The following is a 23796-nucleotide window of genomic DNA, read 5'->3' as shown; positions in this document are numbered from 1 at the left end:
AGGAGCTGCCAGCATGAACCTCTTGTTCCGTTCCGTTCCGCTTGTCCTGATCGCCGCGTTCAGCCTACCGGCTGCCGCCAACTCCTGCTATGTCAGTGCCGACACCTCCGGTGCCGTTCCGCCGCCGGTTGTGACAGAAAAATGCTTCGAGTACAAAGGCCTGGACGACAACTCCATCGATTGGGTGTGTCAGGACAACGAGGCCATCAAGAATTCCCAGCGGGAAATCCGTGACAGCTGCCCCGCCGGACATTTCGGCGTATGTACCGCGGCGCTGACACCTGAAACCCTTGCCAATGAGCGCGCCACCGGCACCCAGGCGGATAACGGCACCCTGCCGACCACCGTGCCCAAGGAGGCGCGGATCGTCACCTACCACTATCAGGCCACTGATCGCGCTCAGGCCAAGATCGACTGCGAGAGCGCAGGCGGTGAATGGTCGCAGTAGTCCCGAGGCGTTTGGTGAATCGGTCACCTGGGTAGATAATCGCCGGCCATCGTAGTCCCGAGTGGTTTGTGCCATGAAACTGATGCCGTTGTGCGTTTCGCTGATCGCCGTCCTTGCACTGGTCGGCTGCGACCGCATCGATCCCAATTCGCCGCTGGGCAAGCGCAAGGCGATCTATCAGCAGATGCTCGACACCAAGGAAGACCTCGGCGGCATGCTGCGCGGTCGGTTGCCGTTCGACGCCCAGGGGTTCGTCAGCGGCGCGGCAAAGCTGGACGAGTTATCGCGTCAGCCCTGGCAGTACTACCCGGAGGTCAAGGAAGAGCAGAGCGAGGCGCGGGATGATGTCTGGCAACAGCAGGAACGTTTCAACCAGTTGGCTCGCGAGCTGGAGGCGAACACCGCCGCGCTGGTCGAGGCGACGGCTCAGGGGCCGGTGACCGCTGGCAGCGTCGGGCCCGCCTTCCAGCGAGTCGAAGACACCTGTGAGGCCTGCCACAAGAAGTTCCGCAACTTCTGACTTTGGTAGCGCGCTCCGCCGTCAGCGCTTGGCCGCCTCCAATGCGCGGCGCGCCTGATCCAGGCGGCGCTTGCTGTTCTCGATGACCTGCGCATCGCCGGTGCTTATTGCCTCGCGTAGTTGTGCCTCGCGCATCGTCGCCAGGCGCGCTGCGCGCTCTATTTCGTCGTGATTGGGTTGCAGTGCAACGACCCCGCGACAGCGCTCGGCAAGGCCATGCAGGCGCGCTTCCAATGCAGCGCGCTGGCCGGTGTCGTCCTTCAGGCGCGCCTCCTTGATCTGCTGGCTGATGCGCTCGCGGGCCTGGCTGCACTCGATGCTGGTCTCGGGTGCTGCCAAGGTTGCCTGGACGCCGCAAAGGCTTGATAGCAACAGTATGAAGAGAATTCGCCGGTCGGCCATGCCTTCATCCTTTTTCTTATTCTCGACGTCATATGACTGGACTCAATCAGCGAAGTGCCCTCAAAAGCCGACTATCCCAGCGTCGTGTAGCTGTTGCCGGAGATGAACAACCTCCGGCGCCGAGAGGAACGCGCGCAGCTGCCGGGCACGTGTCGCGCCGATTCCGGGCCTGGATTGCCATTGCTCCAGGCTGGTCGTGGCGAGGGTATTCCAGTCGTCGGCAAGCTGAGTGTCTCCGGTGGGAGGGATACCCAGCGCCTTTAGCCATGCCTTGAAGGGACGCTCACGCGCCAACTGAAAACTCGCCGCCAGGCGGCTGGCACTGGCTTCGCCAATGCCTGGGATTGGTAGGAGGTGATGCTGATCGAGCTGCAGCCAGTCGAGCGCACTCACTACCAGACCGGATTCCACCAACGTCTGCCAAGTGCCTGGACCGAGCTGCGGCAGGTCCAGCCCTTGCTTGCCGCTGAGCCAGACCAGACGCGCTAGGAATTGCTGCTCGCAGCCAGGGCTTGCCTGCCAGCAACTGAGCGCGTGGTACGCGTCAGAAGCAGGGGCGTCGACCGGCTGGCGCCGTTGCGCACGCCAGACGACCCCGTCGTACCGGGGGATGGTAAGGCCGGCCAGAGCGATCGCGACCTGATCGTCGGGGCGAATATCCGCCGCCTGCCAGCGGGCCAGGGAGCCCAGGCTGACGCGGCTGATACGTCGGTCGTCGAGCTGTAGCGGCTCCAGTTCCAGCACCGGCGTGATCTTGCCCGTGCGACCGATGCTGAACTGCACTTGGCGTACACGGGCGACCGCCGTGCGAACTGGATATTTCCAGGCAGCAGCCCAGTCTGGAGGCCTGGCTTGCCAATCGTCGCTGTCCGGACGCCTGCCTTGGCGCAACACGATGCCATCGCTAGCGAACGGTAGCGGATGATGGAACCAGTGGTCACGCCAGTGCTCGGCGTGGGTAATCGTTTCGATTGGTACGGACAGCGCGGCGCTTTGCGCGAAGCCCATCGCTGTCAGGCCGTCCAGGCGAGCCTGCATATTGGACGGGCCGTTAGGCCAATCCCAGACGAACAGGCCGATCTGTCTGGCGGTCCCCTGATCGAGCATCTGGCGCGCCATCGCTCCGGCGGCCTGTGCGCGTGCGCCGGCGCTGCCGACCGTGGCCTGAACGTGGTGGTCGAGCCGCCAGTAGAGTTCACCCTGTAGGACGACGTCTTCAGTGATTGCCAGCCGGGGCGGTATGGCCGGTAGCTGACGGGCGCGTGCTGTCCAGTCCTGACCGCGGCTGCCGTTGCCGCGGCTGATGGCCTGAATCAACGAGCCGTTTCGGTAGTGCAGCGTCACGGCAACACCGTCGACCTTCGGCTGGACCCATAGGTCGGCGCGTTGGGCCATCCAGGCGGCTACGGCTGCGCGGTCGGCGAGCTTCGTCAGCCCGGTCTGGACAACCGGGTGCGGCACGTCGCCCGTCGCGGTCGCCAGCGGATCGGTGGTGATGGCGGAGGCCGGCGCAAAGCAGGCATTCCACTGTTGAAGGCGTGCGACGGCCTGGTCATAAACTTCGTCGTCGACCAGGGTGATGCCTCGACGGTGGTAGGCATCGTCCCACTCGGCGAGTTGCCGCTGCAGCGCGCGGCTTTCCGATTTGGCGCGTTCGGCCGACCAGTCAGGGCATTGCGCCGAGGACAGGACAGGGGCGAGACACAGCAATAGCGTGATGACGGGTCGCATCGGAGCATCCTTGCTCGTTGGGGCTCTGCATTTTGCCAAGCGTGCCCCCACGTGACCGTGCGCTAACGCATGTTGAACAGTTCCTGATGAAAGTCATCGGCAGGCAGGCCGTAGCCAGCGAGACCGTATCCCAACTGGTGGTCGACGTTCGCCGATTGGCTGTGGGCCGAAATCCTGGCCAATCGTGCAGCTGATAGGCCTTGTCCAGTCTGCCGAACAGGCGCTCCAGTGCGCGAGGGCGAATAGCGAGGTAGAGACTGCGCTCATCGCGGCGATGGAGAGCAGGCCGCTGAAGTGAACCATGTCCGCGCGCAGCGGCCAGAATCGGGAGCAATGGCCGGTGGTGACGTCCGTCGTATTGAGCCAATATCGATAAATTGCGTGACGAAGGCCGGTCTGATCCGTTGTATATGCGGTGCCCCTCCTTTTAACGACAGCATAAGTTCGAGCATGCGCCTACGATGCGGCAGTGGGCATGATCGTTATCAACGGCATCGATTAGTGAGCTAACCACCTGCGTCGTACAATCGTCAGCCAATCTTTGCGGAGTGATTCATTAGTGCAGCCCGTGATCTCCATCGAACAGCTGAGCAAGACCTATGCGTCCGGCCATCCGGCGCTGAAAACGATTGATCTGCAGATACGCAAAGGTGAAATCTTCGCCTTGCTCGGCCCCAACGGCGCGGGCAAGACCACGCTGATCAGCATCGTCTGCGGCATCGTCAATCCGGGCGGCGGCCGGGTGCTGGTGGACGGTTATGACATCATCGGCGATTACCGCGAGGCCCGTTCGAAGATCGGTCTGGTGCCTCAGGAGCTGGTCAACGAGGGCTTCGAGAGCGTCTGGGCCACGGTGCGCTTTTCCCGCGGGCTGTTCGGCAAGGCGCCCGACGATGCCTATCTAGAAAAACTGCTGCGCGATCTGTCGCTGTGGGACAAGAAGAGCGCGCGGATCATCGAGCTCTCCGGTGGGATGAAGCGCCGGGTGATGATCGCCAAGGCGCTGTCCCACGAACCGAGCATTCTGTTCCTCGACGAACCGACGGCCGGCGTCGACGTCGAGTTGCGCCGGGACATGTGGGAGATGGTCCGCGGCCTGCGTGAGCGCGGCGTGACCATCATCCTCACCACTCACTACATCGAAGAAGCCGAGGAGATGGCCGACCGCATCGGGGTGATCAGCAAGGGCGAGATCATTCTGGTCGAGGACAAGCAGGTGCTGATGCACAAGCTCGGCAAGAAGCAGCTGACGTTGCACCTGCAGCGCCCGCTGGCAGAGATACCGGCCGAGCTGGCCGATTACCCGCTGGAGCTGGTCGATTCGGGCAACCAACTGGTGTTCACCTTCGACACCCAGCACGAGGATACCGGCATCGCCGACTTGCTCAGGCGCCTCGCCGCGCACGGCATCGATTTCAAGGATCTGCAATCGAGTGAGAGTTCGCTGGAGGAAATCTTCGTCAGTCTGGTAAAAGGCAGCCGCACATGAATTTCTACGCAATCCGCGCCATCTACCTGTTCGAACTGGCGCGCACCTGGCGCACGCTTTTGCAGAGCATCGCCACGCCTGTGATATCCACTTCGCTGTACTTCGTGGTGTTCGGTTCGGCCATCGGCTCGCGCATGGAGGCGATGCATGGCATCCCGTACGGCGCGTTCATCATCCCGGGTCTGATCATGATGGCGCTGCTGACCGAGAGCATCTCCAACGCCTCGTTCGGCATCTACATGCCGCGCTACTCCGGCACTATCTACGAGGTGCTGTCGGCGCCGGTGTCTTACCTGGAGATCGTCATCGGCTATGTCGGCGCGGCGGCGACCAAGTCGATCATACTCGGCCTGGTGATCCTGCTCACCGCGAGGTTGTTCGTCGATTACGAAATAGCCCATCCATTGGTGATGGTGCTGTTCCTGGTGCTGACCGCGGTGACCTTCTGCCTGTTCGGTTTCATCATCGGCATCTGGGCCGACGGCTGGGAGAAGCTACAGATCGTGCCGTCGCTGATCGTCATGCCGCTGGCCTTTCTCGGGGGCAGCTTCTATTCCATCGAAATGCTGCCGCCGCTGTGGCAGAAGGTCACGTTGTTCAACCCCGTGGTGTACCTGATCAGCGGGTTCCGCTGGAGCTTCTATGGCGTCTCGGATGTCAATGTCGCGGTCAGCCTGGGTATGACCATGGGCTTTCTGGCGCTGTGTCTGGTGCTGATCTGGTGGATATTCCGCACGGGTTACCGGCTCAAGAACTGACGACACGCACCCCGCCATCGGCGGGGTGTCGTTTACAGACAGATGTCGACGCTGACAGGTTGCGGGCCGTGCTGGGCTTCGACGAAGGCCACCACGCGCCGGTCCAGACGCTGAAAGGTCAGGTCGATCAGCTGCTCTCCCACCGCCAGTCGCCGCAACTGCAAGCGGTCGATACCTGCCGGCAGGCGCGGTTGGCGAATTTGGATGCGCTGCCGACGACCGTCCACTTCCAGGCCGAGGCAGGCCTGCAACAGCATGAACACCGAGCCGGCCGCCCAGGCTTGCGGCAGACAGGCCACCGGATAAGCTGTAGGCGCTTCGCCGGGGCTGCGGCTGAAACCGCAGAACAGTTCCGGTAGGCGCATGCCGAAGTGGGTGGCGGCCTCGAACAACCCGCTCAACAGGCGCACCACGCCGTCCCGCTCGCCATACTGCGCGAGCCCAGCGGCGCACAGCGCGACATCGTGCGGCCAGATCGACCCATTGTGGTAGGACATCGGATTGAAGCGTGCGGCTTCCGGCGCCAGGGTACGAATGCCCCAGCCGGAGTTGAAGGCGCTTGCCAGCAGCTGCTGCGCCAGAGCTCGACCGCGTACCGCTTCCGGCAGGCCGCAATACAGCAGATGGCCGGCGTTGGAGGTGCGAATCCGACACGGCTCTCCGGCGCCGTCGATAGCCAGAGCGTAGAACTGCTGATCGTCCAGCCAGAACTGCCGCTCCACCGCCGTGCGTAGCCGTTCGGCCTGCTGGCGCCAATGAGCGGCGCTGTCTGCATCGCCGTGCCAGCCGGCCAGTTCCGCCATGGTCAGATAAGCGCGGAAGGCATAGCCCTGAACTTCGACCAGGGCAATGGGGCCGTCTGGTGTCCGACCATCGGCGTGGAATACCGAATCGTGACTGTCTTTCCAGCCCTGATTGAGCAGGCCGCTCGCCTCGCCGCGGGCATAGGCGAGAAAGCCCTCGGGGTGATTGGCGGCGTTCTGTTCCACCCAGCCGATCGCCGAGCGAAGCGCCGGCCAGATCGAGTCGATGAACTGACGATCTCCGCTGCGCCGGGCGTAGGCGCCCGCCAGCACCACGAACAATGGCGTCGTATCGACGCCCCCGTAATAACGACCGAACGGCAGCTCATTGACCGCTGACATCTCGCCCTTGCGCGTCTCGTGCATGATCTTGCCGGGCTCTGCGTCGCGGAAGCGGGAGGTTTCGCTGGCCTGGTGCGCGGCCAGGTAGGCGAGCACGCCGCGTGCCAGTGCCGGATCGAGCCACAGCGTCTGCAAAGCGGTGAAGATCGCGTCGCGCCCGAATGGCGTGGAAAACCAGGGGATACCGGCGTAGGGATAGGGGCCGGTGGGCAAATCGGTAGTGAGCAAGGCGACGTCAGCCCGCGACTTGTCCAGCCAGGACTGGAACAGGCGGCCTGATGCATACAGGCGCGCGCCTCGTTGTTGCTGTCGGCGCATGCTGCGGCGTGCGTTAGCCGCTGCCTGGCGAAAGCGCGCCGGCCCCGGCGCGGCGGGCTCGATACCGATTTCCAGGTAAAGAGCCCAGCGCTCGCCTGCGTCCAGGTCGACCTGAAAATCAGCCTGGGCATCGCTGAGGTGAGTCGGCGTCAGCGAAAAGCTGATTGCGCTGCAACGCAGTTGATTGTCGAGACCGGCATAACGCATTGCCACATGACGCTCACCGAGTTCAGAAGCGTGATGCTCACCGCGTTGAGCGCGGGTTTGTCCGCGTACTTCGAACATGTCACGAAAGTCCGCCGCGAACCCTAGCGAGAGCGGAATCAGGGTCGGTTGGTCGCTATAGTTGGCTAGGCTGAGTCGTTCGTACAGGCGTCCCTGCCAGAGGAAGCGCTTGCGCTCGACATGAATCACTCCTTGCGGTGTGCTGGTATCTCCGAGCGGCCGTAGTGGGCGGTTGCTCAGGTGCGCAGTGAAGTAAACGTTGTCCTGGCTGACCGCGGCCGACAGCAGCGACGCGGGTTGGCCAGCCAGCCGCAGCTGCAGGCGCGACAGTACTCGAGTGTCGTTGCGAAACAGACCGTCGTCGGTCCCTTGAACGTCACCGAAGGCGTCGGCCACCATAAAACTGTCGCCATCCTTGAGCACGTAAAGCGTACGGGGCATGTACGCCTGATGAGTGTCGTGAGTGGTGTTCATAGGTCATGCCAACTTCTGCAGAGGTTGGTGAGGGTCGGTGTCGCCCAGAAGCTTCCAATACAGCTCCAAGTAGCGGCGCGCCATGGCGTGAGACGAGAAGCGCTGCTCAAACACCTCGCGCACATGTGCCCTGTTCAGTTGCGGCAATCGATCGATCGCTACCGCGGCCGCTTCCTCGCTATCGACGATGAATCCGTTGACACCGTGCTCGACGATTTCTGGAACCGAACCACAACGCCAGGCGATTACCGGCGTTCCGCAGGCCATCGCCTCGATCATCACCAGCCCGAACGGTTCGGGCCAGTCGATGGGAAAGAGCAGTGCCCGGGCGTTGCCGAGGAAATCGGACTTTTCTGCATCGCCGATTTCACCGACGAACTCGACCAGTGGATGGTCCAGCAACGGGCGGATTTCCTGTTCGAAATACTTGCGATCGGCGCTGTCCACCTTGGCCGCAATCTTCAGTGGCAGGCCGACCCGACGGGCGATCGCGATGGCGCGGTCGGGGCGCTTTTCCGGCGAGATGCGGCCGAGAAAGGCCAGATATCCGCCGTCCGCCTCGGCGTGGAAGCGGTAAGCCGAACCGTTGAGCCCGTGGTGAATGGTTCCGCACCAGTTGGCGAATGCCAGCGGCGCGCGTTGATCGTGGGAAATCGACACCAGTGGATAGCGGTGCCAACGGCGGTACACCTCGCCCAGATCGTCGAGGTCAAGGCGGCCATGCAGTGTGGTCAGGGTGCGCTCGGCAATGTCCTCGAAGAACGGAAAATGCAGCAGGTCCACATGGAAATGCAGAACGTCGAATTCATCGGCGCGTGCGCGAACCTCGTCCATCAGCCGTAGGTGGCTGGCGAGGTCCGATTTGAGCGGTGCAGGGTCTAGCCGCAGGGCGCGCCGGCGTGCAGGAACCAGGTCGGCGGTCGTTTTGGCATCGGCAGCGGCGAACAGCGTGACCTGGTGGCCGAGGTCCACCAGCGCGTCGGTCAGGTGTGCCACCACCCGCTCGGTACCACCATACAGGCGGGGCGGAACGGCTTCGTAGAGAGGGGCGATCTGCGCAATCTTCATCAGTGGTCTCCTTGATCAGGGATGAACAGAGCGAGAGGTACTGCGGAAACATCTCCTGTTATGCGATCGCTTATGGGATAGGGGCTGCCGGATGATTTTCAAGCGCGGCGCTCGCTGCCGCTTGTCGGCAAACCGTCGGGCTCGGACCGGCGAGGAGTTCGCAGACCAGGCGCACTCGCTCGATATTTTTGGATGGTGGCAGAATGAAAAAGCCCCGCTCAGCTCGCGCTGGCGGGGCTTTTCTCGCACCGGCGGTCTGGTTTTACAGCCCGGCAGCGGCGCGCAGGGCGTCGGCCTTGTCGGTCTTTTCCCAGGTGAAGGCGGTGAAGGTGTCGCCACCGACCGTCATTTCATAGGGATCGCGACCGAAGTGGCCGTAGGCCGCGGTGGCCTTGTACATCGGGTGCAGCAGATCGAGCATGGTGGTGATCGCGTAGGGGCGCAGATCGAAATGCTCGCGGACCAGGGCGACGATCTTCTCGTCGCTGAGCTTGCCGGTGCCAAAGGTATTGATCGAGATCGACGTCGGCTGCGCCACGCCGATGGCGTACGACACCTGGATCTCGCAACGCTCGGCGAGGCCCGCGGCGACGATGTTCTTCGCCACGTAGCGGCCCGCATAGGCGGCCGAGCGGTCGACCTTGGACGGGTCCTTACCGGAGAACGCGCCACCGCCGTGACGGGCCATGCCGCCGTAAGTGTCGACGATGATCTTGCGCCCGGTCAGGCCGCAGTCGCCCACCGGTCCGCCAATGATGAACTGGCCGGTCGGGTTGATGTGGAACTGGGTGTCCTTGTGCAGCAGCTCGGCTGGGATCACATGCTTGACGATCAGCTCCATCACCGCTTCCTGCAAGTCGGAATGCTTGACCTCGGGATTGTGCTGAGTGGACAGGACGATGGCGTCGATGCCGACCACCTTGCCGCCTTCGTAGCGGCAGGTGACCTGGCTCTTGGCGTCCGGACGCAGCCACGGCAGCAAGCCGTTCTTGCGCGCCTCGGCCTGGCGCTCGACCAGGGCGTGGGAGAAGCGGATCGGAGCCGGCATCAGCACGTCGGTTTCGTTGCTGGCGTAGCCGAACATCAAGCCCTGGTCGCCGGCACCCTGGTCTTCAGGCTTGCTGCGGTCGACGCCCTGGGCGATGTCCACCGACTGCTTGCCGATGATGTTGATGATGCCGCAGGTGGCGCCATCGAAACCGACGTCCGAGCTGTTGTAGCCGATGTCGATGATGACGTCGCGCACCAGCTGCTCGAGATCGACCCAGGCGCTGGTAGTGACTTCGCCGGCGACGATCGCGACGCCGGTCTTGACCAGGGTTTCACAGGCCACACGGGCATGCTTGTCCTCGGCGATGATGGCGTCCAGCACCGCATCGGAGATCTGGTCGGCGATCTTGTCCGGGTGCCCTTCGGACACGGACTCGGAGGTGAAAATCGAATATTCGCTCATCTATCGGTTCCTAATTACCGGTGGGTGAGTCGGCTGACAGGGGTGGGCCGGGAAAAATACCGGGCCTGGATCTGAAAACCGTTCTTCAAGCCAATGTAGAGGCTCTCGCCGGGCGTGAGCCCCGCGGCATCGGCCCAACGGGCCAGATCGTCCTGTTCGAAGCCCAACCATAGATCGCCGCAGGCCTCCCTGGCCCAACTCTGGTTGTGGCTGCACAGCTCGGTGAGCAGCAGGCTGCCGCCCACGTTCACCAGCCGTGCCAGTTGCTTGAGTGCTTCGCCCGGCGCTGCCAGGTGATGCAAAACCATGTTCAAAACGACGCAATCAGCAGAAGGGCATTCGTCCTGCAGTGCGTCGGCAAGTTTCAGCTCGACGTTGTCCAGCGCATCCTGCTCGCAGCGAGCGCGTGCGAGTTCCAGCATTGCCGGACTGTTGTCCACTGCCACGACGTGGGCGAATCGATGGGCCAGCTCGGGCAGAAAGCTACCGTCGCCCGGGCCGACCTCGAGCGCTGTCGCAGAAGGTGCGAAATTCAGCGCATTGAGCAGCGCCACTACGCTATCGCGATACTGTGGCAATCCGGCGATCAGGTCCTGGCGCGCCTGAAAACTGCCTGCCATACGTATGAAGAAATCTTCGCTGGCGGCGCTGCGTTGGGCATGCACCGCGGCGATTCGTGCCTGGACGTCGAATGGCAACACCAGTTGATCGACTTCCTCCAGCAAGGCGGCGTGCAGTCGGCCGCCCAGGGTTTCGCCCTGCGGCAGGGTGCGGCGATAGAAGATCGCATTGCCCTCGCGCCGTGTTGCCAGCAGTCCGGCCTGGGTCAACACCTTCAAATGGTGGCTGACGCCGGATTGGCCGATGGCGAAGATCTGTGCCAGTTCGAGCACGCCGAACGAATCGCTGGCCAGCGCACGCAGTACGTTCAGGCGCAGCGCGTCGCCGCCGGCCTTGCACAGGGCGGCGAGCTGGTCGCTGTCATCGAAGGACATCTGGGGAATGCGCAGGCTCATAGGCCGCGCAGTCTAGTCGGTCGTTTTTCGTCCAGCAATGGCTGTATCAAAAAGTTTTGATATTGGGCAAGCTGGAGGTTCAGTTCACCAGGCTGTTTACACCCATGCCGCACGACACCAACCCGAGTCCCAGAAGAAAGAAGCTCGGCAGTAGATTCAGCACATGCTGCAGCCGCGCGTGGCTGGCCAGACGGCGTGCCGCCAGACTGTAAGTGATCAGAATGGAGACATCGACCAGGGCCCAGATCGTGATCAACGCTGCCGCCTGGGGTGCGAAGGGTTGCGCGGGAAGGATGAAGCCCGGCAGGAAGGCCAGGAAGAACAGGATGTCCTTGGGGTTCGACAACCCGACCGCCATGGCGCGCCAGAAATAATGTACATGCGACCGTGGCAGTTGCGGCTCTTCGTCATTGCCGCCGCACAGCCCGTCGGCGCCGAGCCAGATCAGATAAAGGCCACCGAGCACTTGGCCCCATTCGAGAATGACCGGTTCCAGATCCAACGCCAGGTAGATCAACACCAGCGCTGCGACCAGCAGGATCTGGGCGGACAGCACGCCGCCAAGGATGGTCCAGGCCGGCCAGCTGCGTCGCGCGTCGGCAATAACCAGTGCGACGACCGGGCCAGGGGAGGCGATCAGCAAGACGACCGCGGCGGCGAAGGCAAGGTAGGTGGCGTTCATAGTTCGGTCACCAATTCGAATATGCGCGATTGTTTGCCCAGCTTTTCGGTGTAGAAACGCAGGTTGCAGCTGGCGAAGGTGCGCTGCATCCAGCGATCGTTGCCATCGAAGCGGGCCGTGAAGGGGCTGCGGGCATGCGCGGTGTGGCGGTTATCGATGATCAGCAGGTCGCCACAGCCCATACGCACGGGCTCGACGACTTCCCAGGCGAGGTTGCGCAGGGTGTCGAGCGAGCGTTGGGCGCGATCGCTATAGGCGACCATGAACTGCGGGTCGAAACGGAAGAAGGGGGCGTCGGGATCCCCGTAGAGCACGGTCTGATGCTTGTTTATATCGATGCGCTGGTTCTTTTCCGTGGTGCCGTAATCGGAAAAAAAGTTGTACGGCTCATTGAGGAAGAATGCCTGCTGCTCGTAGGTCAGCCGTTCGAGAATGCGATTGACCGAAGCGATGTAGGTGATGGCTTCTGCTGCAGGATCCTGGCGCAGGCACAGCAGCAGCAGATAGTCCGGCTGGACCGCATGGAAGGCATTTTCGGTATGCAGGTCGAGCTCGGTATCGAAACTGTCCGAGGTGGCAGCCCGCGATTGTGTCTGCTGCGGGAAGAAGTTGTTGACGATAGCGCCATCGGACTCCTGGACGTAGCCGATTGGCTCGCCCAGCAGGGCAGTGGCTTGCAGCAGCAGCCGTTCGCTGGTGTCGTCCGGCTTGCAGAGCTCGGCGCGCGAGGCGGGAGTCGGAGGGATGTCGCCGACGTCCGTACTCTCCAACAGCAGAAACCCCTTCGAGTTGCCGAACAGCCGGAAGTCGAGGATTTGCGCGATCTGCTCCTGGCTCAGACCTCCGTTGCTGATGCTGGCGGACAAAAGTAGGTCAAAGTTGCGATCGGACATGTCATTCTTCCCTGCATTTATACGAGGCAGATGCCTCTTCTTATCTGTTGATGCCATCGCATTGCGGGCTCGGTTGCTGGCGCAGTATTGGTGGCGTTCGAGAGGGTGCAAAATGGAAAATACGTCCGTCTGCGATGAGTTTTACTCATGCCGGAGAGAGGCGGCATGACGCTGCGGATGCCTCCTTTGTATGCGCTGCGTGCCTTCGAGGTGGCGGCGCGCTTCGGTTCGTTCACCCAGGCGGCCGAGAGCCTCTGCATCACTCAGAGCGCAGTCAGTCGGCATGTGAAAGCGCTGGAGGAAAACCTCGGCTGTCAGCTTTTCGAACGGCGCGGTTCTCGGTTGGCGCTGACCGATACCGGGCGGTTGCTGGCGCAAGAGCTGAAGGTCGGCTTTCGCACCCTCGAAAACGCCTGCATCGCGGTCAACCGGCGGCAGGACGCGCTGAGACTCAAGGCCCCCTCGACGCTGACCATGCGCTGGTTGCTCGGCGCGTTGGACGACTTCCGGCTGACACATCCGCAGAACCGGGTGCAGCTCACCAGCGCCTGGATGGATCTGGACACGGTCGATTTCCATAACGAGCCGTTCGACTGTGCGATCTTGCTGGGACATGGTGGTTTTCCGGCGGACTGGAATCGAGTCAAGCTGTTCGATGAGTGGCTGGTGCCGGTGTGTTCGCCCGAGGTGCTTGGCAGTACGCGCTGGACGGCCGCCCAGCTGGCGGCGGCCGAATTGATCCATCCCTCTCGCGACTGCCGCGATTGGCGGCGTTGGCTGCAGCGGGTCGGTTTGATCGACGCCGTCGCCTGGCAGCAGGGCAAACTGTTCGACACCTTGGAGCTGGGCATCTCCGCCGCGGCGCAGGGGCACGGCGTTTCAATCGGCGATCTGGCGCTGGTCGCTGCCGAGCTGCACAAAGGTGCGCTGACGCTACCCTTCGACCAGGCGGTGCGCTCCGGCGACAGTTATTACCTGGTGTGGCCGGCGACCGGGGAAACGCCGGTGACGCTGACCCGAATGAAGGACTATTTGTTGAAGCATTTGCCGGATGTCGGCAACCACGGGGTACGCCTGCTCGACTGAGTGGATCGGTGGCGACGGAGCATGCGTGTATTCAGTCATTGCCCCGCCACCCTCGGTAGGGGAAAATGGCCGCCTTTTTCCGCCCCCTTCGTTTTAGAAGCTACCCCGCAGGAGATTCAGCGATGCCCAGCCGTCGTGAGCGAGCCAATGCCATCCGCGCCCTCAGCATGGATGCCGTGCAGAAAGCCAACAGCGGCCACCCGGGTGCCCCCATGGGCATGGCGGACATCGCCGAAGTACTCTGGCGCGACCATCTCAAGCACAGCCCGACCAATCCGCAATGGGCCGACCGCGACCGCTTCGTGCTGTCCAATGGCCACGGGTCGATGCTGATTTATTCGCTGTTGCACCTGACCGGCTACGACCTGTCCATCGATGACCTCAAGAACTTCCGCCAGCTGCACAGCAAGACCCCGGGGCACCCAGAGTTCGGCTACACCGCCGGCGTAGAAACCACCACCGGGCCGCTCGGCCAGGGGCTGGCCAATGCCGTGGGCTTCGCCTTGGCGGAAAAGGTCATGGCCGCGCAGTTCAACCGCCCCGGCCATGAAATCGTCGACCACAACACCTACGTGTTCATGGGCGACGGCTGCCTGATGGAAGGTATCTCGCACGAGGTCTGCTCGCTGGCTGGCACCCTCGGCTTGAACAAGCTGATCGCTTTTTACGACGACAACGGCATCTCCATCGACGGCGAAGTCCATGGCTGGTTTACCGACGACACGCCGCGTCGCTTCGAAGCCTACGGCTGGCAGGTGATCCGCAACGTCGACGGTCATGACGCCGACGAAATTCAGATGGCGCTCGAAACGGCCCGCAAGAGCGACCGTCCGACACTGATCTGCTGCAAGACCATCATCGGTTTTGGCGCGCCGAACAAGCAGGGCAAGGAAGAGTCCCACGGCGCTGCTCTCGGTGAGGCTGAAATCACCCTGACCCGCGAAGCGCTGGGCTGGAAGCATGGTCCGTTCGAAATCCCCGCCGAGATCTATGCCGAATGGGACGCCAAGCAGAAGGGCGCCGAAGCGGAGAACCAGTGGAATCAGCGTTTCGCCGCCTATCAGGCTGAGTTCCCGGCGCTGGCCAGCGAGTTCACACGGCGCATGGCCGGTGAACTGCCGGAAGATTTCGCCGAGAAGGCCTCGGCATTCATTCGCGAAGTGGCTGAGAAGGGCGAAACCATCGCCAGCCGCAAGGCCAGCCAGAATTGCCTGAATGCCTTCGGCCCACTGCTGCCGGAACTGCTTGGCGGCTCGGCGGACCTGGCCGGCTCCAACCTGACGCTGTGGAAGGGTTGCAAGCCTGTAGTAGCTGAAGACGCCTCGGGCAACTACATGTACTACGGCGTGCGTGAGTTCGGCATGGCGGCGATCATGAACGGCGTTGCCCTGCACGGCGGCCTGATCCCCTACGGCGCGACCTTCCTGATGTTCATGGAATACGCGCGCAACGCCGTGCGCATGTCGGCGCTGATGAAGCAGCGTGTGCTCTACGTGTTCACCCACGACTCCATCGGTCTTGGCGAAGACGGCCCGACTCACCAGCCGATCGAACAGCTGACCAGCTTGCGCACCACGCCGAACCTGGACACGTGGCGCCCGGCCGACACGGTCGAATCCGCCGTGGCCTGGAAGCATGCGGTCGAGCGCAAGGACGGTCCGAGCGCGCTGATCTTCTCGCGTCAGAACCTGCCGTACCACATCCGGGACAACGAGACCGAAGCGGCCATTGTCAAGGGCGGCTACATCCTGAAGAGCTGCCAGGGCGAGCCGGAACTGATCCTGATCGCCACCGGTTCGGAAGTCGGGCTGGCCGTTCAGGCCTACGACAAGCTGACCGCGCAGGGACGCAAGGTGCGGGTGGTGTCGATGCCCTGCACCAGCGTGTTCGACGCCCAGGATGCGGCCTACAAGCAGCAGGTGCTGCCAGTGGAAGTCGGTGCGCGCATTGCTATCGAGGCGGCCCATGCGGACTACTGGTACAAGTACGTCGGCTTGGACGGCCGCATCATCGGCATGACCACCTACGGTGAATCGGCGCCGGCCGGCCAGCTGTTCGAGGAATTCGGCTTCACCGTCGACAACATCCTCAGCGTTGCAGAAGAACTGCTGGAAGACTGACAAGCAAGCTGAAGGCCTGACGCTGGACGCTCGAAGTAGAAGCGGCCTGGCTCAGGCTTGAGGGATCACAGCAGCTGAGAAGTGGCGGCTCGAGGCTGGAGTGGCGGCGGCACGAACCACTTCCAGCATCCGGCTTCCGGCTTCCAGCTCGCCCAAGACGAGCCGCGAATGTCCCGAACTCTCCCCTATCGCGTTGCCCTGAACGGTTACGGTCGCATTGGTCGCTGCGTGCTTCGTGCGTTCTACGAGCGCAATGCGGCCTTCGATTTCGAAATCGTCGCCCTCAACGACCTCGCCGATATGGCAAGCCTCGAATACCTCACCCGTTTCGACTCTACCCATGGCCGCTTCCCCGGCGACGTGGCGGTGGCGGGCGATTGCCTGCATCTGAACGGTCACTGTGTGCAGGTGCTGCGCGAGTCGACACCCGAGGCGGTGGACTGGCGCAGCCTGGGCGTGGACCTCGTGCTGGAATGCTCCGGCGCGTATAACACGCGCGCCGGCGGCCAGCGCTTCCTCGATGCCGGTGTGCCGCGGGTGCTGTTCTCGCAGCCCATGAGCGGCGCCGCGGATGTCGACGCCACCGTGGTGATGGGCATCAATCATGAGCAGCTGAGCGGCGCCGAGCGGCTGGTCTCCAACGCGTCCTGCACCACCAATTGCGGCGTGCCTCTGCTCAAGCTGCTCAACGATGCGATCGGACTCGACTACGTGTCGATCACCACTATCCATTCGGCAATGAATGACCAGCCGGTGATCGACGCCTATCACCACGACGACCTGCGTCGCACACGCTCGGCTTTCCAGTCGGTGATCCCTGTCTCGACCGGCCTCGCTCGTGGCATCGAGCGGCTGTTGCCGGAACTCTCGGGGCGGATTCAGGCCAAAGCCGTGCGAGTACCGACGGTGAACGTGTCCTGCCTGGATATCACCCTGCAGATGACCCGCGATACCGACGCCTCGACGATCAACCGGATCCTGCGGGAAGCGGCTGAAACCGGGCCGTTGAAAGGCTTGCTCGCGTACACCGAGCTGCCCCATGCCAGTTGCGATTTCAACCACGACCCGCATTCGGCGATCGTCGATGGCAGCCTGACGCGCGCTTCCGGCCCGCGACTGGTGAACCTGCTGGCCTGGTTCGACAATGAATGGGGTTTCGCCAACCGTATGCTGGATGTGGCCGATCACTATTTGCGGGTCGCCGATCACACCTGAAGCCGCACCGCTTGAAGACATCGCCGTTTTGAACTTAAGGAAGATCACATGACCGTTTTGAAGATGACCGACCTCGACCTCAAGGGTAAGCGCGTGCTGATCCGCGAGGACCTCAACGTGCCGGTGAAGGATGGCGCGGTGAAAAGTGACGCAAGGATCCTGGCGTCCCTGCCGACCATCAAACTGGCGCTGGAAAAGGGCGCGGCGGTACTGGTCTGCTCGCACCTGGGCCGTCCGGAAGAGGGCGTCTACAGCGAGGAGGATAGCCTCAAGCCGGTCGCCGACTACCTGAGCAAGGCACTGAATCGCGAGGTACCGCTGGTCAAGGACTATCTGGACGGCGTTCAGGTGAAAGCCGGTGAGGTGGTGCTGTTGGAGAACGTGCGCTTCAACAAAGGTGAGAAAAAGAACACCGACGAGCTGGCGCAGCAATACGCCGCGCTATGCGATGTCTTCGTCATGGATGCCTTCGGCACTGCCCACCGTGCCCAGGGTTCGACCCACGGCGTGGCCAAGTTTGCCCAGATTGCCTGTGCCGGCCCGCTGCTGGCCGCCGAACTGGATGCATTGGGCAAGGCGCTGAAAAGCCCGGCCAAGCCGATGGCGGCCATCGTCGCGGGCTCCAAGGTGTCGACCAAGCTGGATGTGCTGAACAGCCTGAGTACGGTTTGCGATCAGTTGATCGTCGGTGGTGGCATCGCCAATACCTTCCTCGCCGCCGCCGGTCTGCCGGTAGGCAAGTCGCTGTACGAAGCCGATCTGGTCGACACTGCCAAGGCGATCGCGGCCAAGGTCAGTGTGCCGCTGCCGGTCGATGTGGTGGTCGCTAAGGCGTTTGCCGACGATGCCGAAGCCACCGTCAAGGCCGTTGCTGATGTGTCGGACGACGATATGATCCTTGATATCGGCCCGCAGACCGCGGCCAATTTTGCCGAGCTGTTGAAGTCTTCGAAGACCATCCTCTGGAACGGCCCGGTTGGCGTGTTCGAGTTCGACCAGTTCGGCGAGGGCACCAAGGTGCTGGCCAAGGCCATCGCTGAAAGCCCTGCATTTTCCATCGCCGGTGGTGGCGACACCCTGGCGGCGATCGACAAATACGGTGTAGGCGAACAGATCTCCTATATCTCCACTGGTGGTGGCGCCTTCCTCGAGTTCGTCGAGGGCAAGGTCCTCCCGGCCGTCGAAGTGCTCGAGCAGCGCGCTGCGAAATAAGTGTTTGCGCCGTTATCGCTTCGGCGCTCCGCACAACAAGCGCAACGATCAAGGCAACCCCTGAAGCTCGGTGCTGTCTCTGTTCTGTCCGAACGAGGAATGGAGACTCACCATGCGTTATGCCGCTATCGCTGTTTGCTGTCTTGGGTTGGCCGGGTGCGCCGGCGGTGCACCGGATTCGGCTTGTGAAATATTCGATCCACCGCCAGTTGAAAGCCCAACCGCACAGAACGATCAGCGGGTGCAGATGCAGAGCACTGGCGACCCGACCGCGGGTACTGCCGCCGATGCCCAGGACTGCCCTTGAGTGGTCCAACCAGCCAAGGAGGAATCGATGAAAGGCCTGTTCATTGCGTTTGCCGCGCTGCTGCTCGCCGGCTGCGGCCACTGGCAGTCCGGCCCCGATGCGCCTTTCGTGCGCTGGAAATGCCAGAGCCAGCAGGACATCGCCTGGCGCTATGCCGATGAGAATCGGCAGACGGTGGAACTGAAAATCGGCAACAGCGACAAGGTTCATACGCTGCGCAAGGAACCTGCCACCCGTGGTGCTTTCTATAGCGATGGCGTTGTGGCTTTCCACGACAAAGGCAACGAAGCGCTGGTCTATCGGCTCGCCGACGACAAGCTGCTGGCTCATGGCTGCAGCGCTTCGCTGATTACGATTTAACGCCCATGCGCTGCTACCGGTGTGAGGCAAATTTGCGGCGTTTTCGCCAGAGCTGATGGCTTTTGGCCCGTCCGCCACTACAATGCCGCGCCTATAGCGCGGTGCTTGAACACCGCCAGCCCCTGGGGCAGGCTTTACACGATTAATCGACCCTAACCGGGAGAAAGGAAAACATGGCACTCATCAGCATGCGCCAGATGCTCGACCACGCCGCCGAATTCGGCTACGGCGTGCCGGCCTTCAACGTGAACAACCTCGAGCAGATGCGAGCCATCATGGAAGCGGCCGACAAAACCGACTCCCCGGTGATCGTCCAGGCTTCGGCCGGTGCCCGCAAATACGCCGGTGCGCCATTTCTGCGCCACCTGATCCTCGCGGCCATCGAAGAATTCCCGCACATCCCGGTGGTCATGCACCAGGACCACGGCACCAGCCCGGACATCTGCCAGCGCTCCATCCAGCTGGGTTTCAGCTCGGTGATGATGGACGGCTCGCTGCGTGAAGACGGCAAGACGCCGTCCGATTACGAATACAACGTTCGCGTGACCCAGCAGACCGTCGCCTTTGCCCACGCCTGTGGCGTGTCGGTAGAAGGCGAACTGGGTTGCCTGGGCAGTCTGGAAACCGGCATGGCCGGTGAAGAGGACGGCGTTGGCGCCGAAGGCACGCTGGATCACAGCCAACTGCTGACCGATCCGGAAGAAGCCGCCGACTTCGTCGCCAAGACCAAGGTCGATGCCCTGGCCATCGCCATCGGCACCAGCCACGGTGCCTACAAGTTCACCAAGCCGCCAACCGGTGACACCCTGTCGATCCAGCGCATCAAGGAAATCCACCAGCGCATTCCTGACACCCACCTGGTGATGCACGGTTCCTCCTCGGTGCCGCAGGAGTGGCTGAAGATCATCAATGAGTACGGTGGCGACATCAAGGAAACCTACGGCGTGCCGGTCGAGGAAATCGTCGAGGGCATCAAGTACGGTGTGCGCAAGGTCAACATCGATACCGATTTGCGTCTGGCATCGACCGGTGCGATTCGCGAGTTCATGGCGAAGAACCCCAGCGAGTTCGATCCGCGCAAATACCTGGCCAAGACCGTGACCGCCATGCGCGATATCTGCATCGCCCGTTACGAAGCCTTCGGCACTGCCGGCAATGCGTCGAAGATCAAACCTATTTCCTTGGAAGGCATGTTCGAGCGTTATGCGCGCGGCGAGCTGGATCCCAAGGTCAACTGAGTCGCTGTTGCGAAACACGAGCCCGCCCTGTGCGGGCTCGTTGCGTTATGGGGGCGTCGACTCCGCAGCCATTGGTGCCACTAGGCGAGCAGTTGCTGAATCTGGGTCCGTAGCCTATCCAGCGAGAACGGCTTGGCGATGATCGGGGCGCTGCGCGCGATCGGGCTGCCGGACTCGTGAATCTCGATCGGATAGCCGCTGATGAAGATGACTTTCATCTCCGGCCGCAGTTTGAGCGCCGGTTCGGCAATCATCACGCCGGAAACGCCACCGGGTAATCTGAAATCGGTCACCAGCAAATCCAGCTGCGGCTTGGTCGCCAGAATCTCGAAAGCCTGGGTGGAATCCGACGCTTCCAGGACCCGGTAGCCTTCGTCGGCCAGATAGTCAGACAACAGGCGAAGAATATGCGGTTCGTCCTCAACGAGCAGGACAACTTTGCTGAATGTTGGGCTCATCGGAGCAATTCTCGACGTATTCGGTGAACATATTGCGTCAGCCCGGTGATTAATCCGGCTTGGGGTAAGCACGTTGGGCATTGCAGCATTGCGCAAGTTCAGGGCCGGAACGCCATTCGTCAAGCCTTTGTTGGCGCGCGTACAGTAGAGCGGTTGCGCGTTGGCAATCAAACCATGCCTCATCAGAGCTCAAGCCCCAACCATTTCCGGAAGCCCATCATGACCGACGAAAACACCCAGACCATCGCCGACCGGACCCTGGACGACTATCGTGCCAATGCCGAGGCGTTTCGCGAAGGTACCCGTGATCACGATGTCAGCCAGAATGTCGACGCGCTGCTGCGGCACATCCATGGCGAGCCGCCCTTTCGCATTCTAGATCTGGGATGCGGCCCGGGGCGCGACCTCAAGACCTTCACCGCGCGAGGGCATGTCGCGGTCGGGCTGGAAGGGGCGGAGCCCTTTGTGCAGATGGCTCGGGCCGAAACCGGTTGCGAGGTGCTGCACCAGAACTTCCTGCAACTGGATCTTCCCACCGAAGCCTTCGATGGCATCTTCGCCAATGCGGTGCTGTTTCATGTGCCCAGCCGAGAAATCGTCGCGGTTCTGCTGAAGCTGCACGCGGCGCTGCGCCGCGGAGGCGTGCTGTTCAGCTCCAATCCGCGTGGCAACAATCAGGAGGGCTGGAGTGGCGCTCGCTATGGCGCCTGGTATGACTGGCCAACCTGGCGCGGCTTGCTGCAGTCGGTGGGTTTCGTTGAACTCGAGCACTATTACCGACCGACGGGCTTGCCTCGTGAGCAGCAGCCTTGGCTCGCCAGCGTCTGGCGCAAGGGTTGAGCGCCGACATCAGAAGACAGCGGTTGTTCACCAAGCAGAGCAGAATGCATGCCGCAAACGCCGACTTCATGCGTTTTGCATGCATACAAAACGCTATTATGTGACGCAAGTCACTGAATTATTGGATTTTATTTATCTTCTCCGGTTGGCACGGACGCTGCTCCAGTAATGGAAGCTGGACCATAACCGGAGTACACAATAATGATCGCCGCTGAAAAAATTCTCTCTGCCGCGTTTCCAGAGTTTGAAGTCATTACCCACCCTCGTCCGGACGGCGGGCTTTTGCTGACGCTGCGTAACGATGATCGGGATATCATCAAGCGCGCTCTTTCCAAGGGACAGACCCAGACCAACATTCAGCTGGAGTGGGTCATCAGCTCGATACGCCGCGACCTGGCGCTTGAGGCTGGTATGTCGCCTGCCATCGCCCGTCTGCAGAGCCAGAGCCGCACCGGGCTGCCCACCTACGAGTACGCGTGAGACGAGCGGTCGGCTGGCAATGCTGCGAGCCGGCCGACTGCATATGCTGCGCACTCCAGCGTAGGCGATCCGACCGGGCCGAAGAGCCTTGGATGGTCGCAAAGCCTGATAAGCGATGAGGAATCCGCATGAACGCCATTGACCTGTTGATCGATGATCACGAAAAAGTGAAAGACATCCTGACGCGTCTGACCGAGAGCACTGAGCGTGCGGTCAAGACTCGCGCCGAGCTGCTGCAGAAACTGGAGATGGAAATCACCATTCACACCCAGCTCGAGGAACAGATTCTCTATCCCGCCTACAAGGAAGCCGGCGGCAAGGAAGAACTGAAGATGTATCACGAGGCGAAGGAAGAACACCGGGCGGTTGATTCGCTGGTGCTGCCCGACATCAAGGCGACCGATCCATCGACCGTCGAGTTCTCCGGGCGCATCAAGGTCTGCAAGGAGCTGCTTGAGCACCATATCGAGGAAGAGGAATCGGAAATGTTTCCCAAGGCCCGCGAACTGTTCGACCAAGCCCGGTTGGAAAAAATGGGCGGGCAGATGGCTGAACTGAAAGAGCGCCTGAAGAAGGAATTCAGCGCCAGTCAGGCAGCGTGAACGCAGTCGCCGGGGTGTCTACCCCGGCTGCTGGACGGGCGAAGCCGCCTGAATCGGCTTAGATCACCGAGACGCTGCTGATGCAGGACAGCGAGCTGACGCTGAGTAGTCTGCGCGAAATCGCGGCGCTCGGTATGCGGCTGGCGCTGGACGACTTCGGCCCCGGCTACTCCTCGCTCGGCTACCTGAAGCGCTTTCCGCTGCACATCCTCTCTCAAGGTCGATCGCAGTTTCATCGCTGCCGCGCCGAAGGATGCCAATTCGGTCGCTATCAACCGGGAGATCTTCGGGCTGGGCCATAGCCTCGGCCTGGCGGTGATCGCCGAAGGGATAGAACGCCCCGCGCAATTGCGGTTCCTGATCGCCGAAGGCTGCCAGACCGCCCAGGGGTACTGGTTCAATCGGCCTATGCCCGCCGCCGAACTGCAACCGCTGTTCAGCGACGTAGCGTGTTTCGAAGGGCTCTGGCGCTTGCTGCCGCAGTCCAGACGGTCCGCGGAGCACAGTCGCCGACGTTCGCTTTGGCAAGCCAAGGCACTCTTGGCGATAGCAAGGGTCAACTTCTGTGGAATCGATGATTCAAGAAGTCGCCGGCTGCCTGCCGGCTCACTCTGTAGGAGGTGACCCCATGCGTCTTGCTTATTTATCTGCCCCTGTCCTAGGTCTGCTGCTGGTTGGTTGTGGCCCGGATGAGGAGCCCAAACGCGACGAGATGCCGCCGCAGCCGACCACCGAGCAGCCCGCCGTGCCGCCAACCAGCACGCCGCCGGCTGATACTGGCACTGACACTGGTACTGGCGCCGGTACGGGTGCGGGTCCAGGTACAACCGGCACCGGAACGGGCGCAGGTGCGGAAACAGGTACCGGAACCGGTATGGGCACCGCGCCGGCTGACAACGGCAGCGGCATGGGCACTGAGTCGGGTGCCGGTACCGCGCCCAACACCACCGGCAGCGGTACGGGTACCTCGCAGTAACGTCTCAAATCCGTGGGTGTCTCGCGAGCCTGGCGAGGCACCCATTTTTGCAGGAGATCCGTATGAAATCGAAATGTATCGTTGTCGCCGCAGTGTTGCCGCTTTCGCTGATGCTCGCCGCCTGCTCGCCAGACGATGAGCCCTCGGCTATGGATAACAACAGCGACAACCAGCAGGAATATCAGAACACCGCGACTGACCCAGCTGGGCCACGCGAGGTCTCGCCGCCATCGAACCTGTCCAACGAGTAACGGCACGCCCCGGTGGGGGGTGTTTCTTG

At 62.2% G+C, this 23796-nt stretch carries 25 protein-coding genes and 1 pseudogene; 17 read left to right on the top strand and 9 right to left on the bottom strand.

Going from position 1 to position 23796, the window contains the following annotated elements:
- The first annotated feature begins 13 nt into the window (after positions 1–13).
- Together UF78_RS20045 and UF78_RS20040 are read left to right on the top strand one after the other, a co-directional pair.
- Positions 14–448 (top strand): hypothetical protein, encoded by a 435-nt coding sequence (locus tag UF78_RS20045; RefSeq protein ID WP_045163973.1) that lies wholly within the window; start codon positions 14–16, stop codon positions 446–448.
- Between the two features lie 73 nt (positions 449–521).
- Positions 522–968, top strand: coding sequence for a c-type cytochrome (locus UF78_RS20040; RefSeq protein ID WP_045163972.1), 447 nt, complete (start codon positions 522–524; stop codon positions 966–968).
- Positions 969–989: 21 nt separating this feature from the next.
- On the opposite strand, the gene UF78_RS20035 is transcribed toward UF78_RS20040, so the two are convergent.
- Positions 990–1370 (bottom strand): DUF1090 family protein, encoded by a 381-nt coding sequence (locus UF78_RS20035; protein ID WP_045163971.1) that lies wholly within the window; start codon positions 1368–1370, stop codon positions 990–992.
- 60 nt (positions 1371–1430) lie between these two features.
- Positions 1431–3101, bottom strand: a complete 1671-nt coding sequence (ligB, locus tag UF78_RS20030) for an NAD-dependent DNA ligase LigB (protein WP_045163970.1) — start codon at positions 3099–3101, stop codon at positions 1431–1433.
- A 559-nt stretch (positions 3102–3660) separates the two neighbouring features.
- Here ligB and UF78_RS20025 point away from each other — a divergent pair.
- Together UF78_RS20025 and UF78_RS20020 are read left to right on the top strand one after the other, a co-directional pair.
- Positions 3661–4590 (top strand): ABC transporter ATP-binding protein, encoded by a 930-nt coding sequence (locus UF78_RS20025; RefSeq protein WP_045163969.1) that lies wholly within the window; start codon positions 3661–3663, stop codon positions 4588–4590.
- Entirely contained in the window at positions 4587–5348 is a 762-nt protein-coding gene (locus UF78_RS20020; protein WP_045163968.1) for an ABC transporter permease, read from the top strand. Before UF78_RS20025 ends, UF78_RS20020 begins: the two co-directional genes overlap by 4 nt.
- A gap of 32 nt (positions 5349–5380) precedes the next feature.
- On the opposite strand, the gene UF78_RS20015 is transcribed toward UF78_RS20020, so the two are convergent.
- The 6 genes from UF78_RS20015 to UF78_RS19990 all read right to left on the bottom strand — a co-directional run bounded on the left by UF78_RS20015 (position 5381) and on the right by UF78_RS19990 (position 12622).
- Positions 5381–7510: an amylo-alpha-1,6-glucosidase gene (locus UF78_RS20015; protein ID WP_045163967.1), complete on the bottom strand. Its 2130-nt coding sequence runs from the start codon at positions 7508–7510 to the stop codon at positions 5381–5383.
- A gap of 3 nt (positions 7511–7513) precedes the next feature.
- Positions 7514–8578, bottom strand: a complete 1065-nt coding sequence (locus UF78_RS20010; RefSeq protein WP_045163966.1) for a glycosyltransferase family 4 protein — start codon at positions 8576–8578, stop codon at positions 7514–7516.
- A 262-nt stretch (positions 8579–8840) separates the two neighbouring features.
- Positions 8841–10031, bottom strand: coding sequence for a methionine adenosyltransferase (metK, locus tag UF78_RS20005; protein WP_045163965.1), 1191 nt, complete (start codon positions 10029–10031; stop codon positions 8841–8843).
- Positions 10032–10045: 14 nt separating this feature from the next.
- A complete protein-coding gene (locus UF78_RS20000) occupies positions 10046–11047 on the bottom strand; it encodes an ArsR/SmtB family transcription factor (RefSeq protein WP_045163964.1) in 1002 nt (333 codons plus the stop codon).
- A gap of 79 nt (positions 11048–11126) precedes the next feature.
- A complete protein-coding gene (locus UF78_RS19995; protein ID WP_045163963.1) occupies positions 11127–11729 on the bottom strand; it encodes a LysE family translocator in 603 nt (200 codons plus the stop codon).
- The gene (locus UF78_RS19990; protein WP_045163962.1) at positions 11726–12622 is read right to left on the bottom strand and encodes a TauD/TfdA family dioxygenase; all 897 of its coding nucleotides are present in this window, start codon (positions 12620–12622) and stop codon (positions 11726–11728) included. Before UF78_RS19990 ends, UF78_RS19995 begins: the two co-directional genes overlap by 4 nt.
- Before the next feature lie 165 nt (positions 12623–12787).
- Here UF78_RS19990 and UF78_RS19985 point away from each other — a divergent pair, with 165 nt between their 5' ends.
- The 7 genes from UF78_RS19985 to fba all read left to right on the top strand — a co-directional run bounded on the left by UF78_RS19985 (position 12788) and on the right by fba (position 20160).
- Entirely contained in the window at positions 12788–13708 is a 921-nt protein-coding gene (locus UF78_RS19985; protein WP_155397679.1) for a LysR substrate-binding domain-containing protein, read from the top strand.
- A gap of 122 nt (positions 13709–13830) precedes the next feature.
- Positions 13831–15828 carry a transketolase gene (gene tkt, locus UF78_RS19980; protein ID WP_045163960.1) on the top strand — a complete coding sequence of 666 codons (1998 nt, stop codon included), beginning with the start codon at positions 13831–13833 and terminating at the stop codon, positions 15826–15828.
- Between the two features lie 168 nt (positions 15829–15996).
- Positions 15997–17043, top strand: coding sequence for an erythrose-4-phosphate dehydrogenase (epd, locus tag UF78_RS19975; RefSeq protein WP_045163959.1), 1047 nt, complete (start codon positions 15997–15999; stop codon positions 17041–17043).
- A 48-nt stretch (positions 17044–17091) separates the two neighbouring features.
- Positions 17092–18255: a phosphoglycerate kinase gene (locus tag UF78_RS19970; RefSeq protein WP_045163958.1), complete on the top strand. Its 1164-nt coding sequence runs from the start codon at positions 17092–17094 to the stop codon at positions 18253–18255.
- Positions 18256–18367: 112 nt separating this feature from the next.
- Positions 18368–18562: a hypothetical protein gene (locus tag UF78_RS23155; protein WP_080890668.1), complete on the top strand. Its 195-nt coding sequence runs from the start codon at positions 18368–18370 to the stop codon at positions 18560–18562.
- A gap of 27 nt (positions 18563–18589) precedes the next feature.
- The gene (locus UF78_RS19965) at positions 18590–18922 is read left to right on the top strand and encodes an MliC family protein (protein WP_045163957.1); all 333 of its coding nucleotides are present in this window, start codon (positions 18590–18592) and stop codon (positions 18920–18922) included.
- A gap of 173 nt (positions 18923–19095) precedes the next feature.
- A complete protein-coding gene (gene fba, locus UF78_RS19960; RefSeq protein WP_045163956.1) occupies positions 19096–20160 on the top strand; it encodes a class II fructose-bisphosphate aldolase in 1065 nt (354 codons plus the stop codon).
- A gap of 80 nt (positions 20161–20240) precedes the next feature.
- Here the strand turns inward: fba and UF78_RS19955 are convergent, their stop codons facing one another.
- Entirely contained in the window at positions 20241–20618 is a 378-nt protein-coding gene (locus tag UF78_RS19955; protein WP_045163955.1) for a response regulator, read from the bottom strand.
- Between the two features lie 219 nt (positions 20619–20837).
- On the opposite strand from UF78_RS19955, the gene UF78_RS19950 reads away from it, so the two are divergent.
- The 6 genes and pseudogenes from UF78_RS19950 (at position 20838) to UF78_RS19925 (ending at position 23767) form a co-directional block, all read left to right on the top strand.
- Complete coding sequence (locus UF78_RS19950; protein WP_045163954.1) at positions 20838–21458, top strand: class I SAM-dependent methyltransferase; 621 nt, start codon at positions 20838–20840, stop codon at positions 21456–21458.
- 201 nt (positions 21459–21659) lie between these two features.
- Positions 21660–21938, top strand: a complete 279-nt coding sequence (locus tag UF78_RS19945) for a DUF3509 domain-containing protein (RefSeq protein ID WP_045163953.1) — start codon at positions 21660–21662, stop codon at positions 21936–21938.
- 128 nt (positions 21939–22066) lie between these two features.
- A complete protein-coding gene (locus UF78_RS19940) occupies positions 22067–22540 on the top strand; it encodes a hemerythrin domain-containing protein (RefSeq protein WP_045163952.1) in 474 nt (157 codons plus the stop codon).
- A 62-nt stretch (positions 22541–22602) separates the two neighbouring features.
- Positions 22603–23164 (top strand): annotated as a pseudogene (locus tag UF78_RS23250) (EAL domain-containing protein); the annotation flags it as partial.
- A 4-nt stretch (positions 23165–23168) separates the two neighbouring features.
- The gene (locus tag UF78_RS19930) at positions 23169–23516 is read left to right on the top strand and encodes a hypothetical protein (protein WP_045163950.1); all 348 of its coding nucleotides are present in this window, start codon (positions 23169–23171) and stop codon (positions 23514–23516) included.
- Positions 23517–23578: 62 nt separating this feature from the next.
- Positions 23579–23767, top strand: coding sequence for a hypothetical protein (locus UF78_RS19925; protein WP_045163949.1), 189 nt, complete (start codon positions 23579–23581; stop codon positions 23765–23767).
- The last annotated feature ends 29 nt before the right edge of the window (positions 23768–23796 follow it).

Source organism: Stutzerimonas stutzeri (assembly GCF_000952685.1).
Taxonomy (GTDB): Bacteria; Pseudomonadota; Gammaproteobacteria; order Pseudomonadales; family Pseudomonadaceae; genus Stutzerimonas; species Stutzerimonas stutzeri_E.
This window is presented reverse-complemented; position numbering and strand designations above follow the sequence as displayed.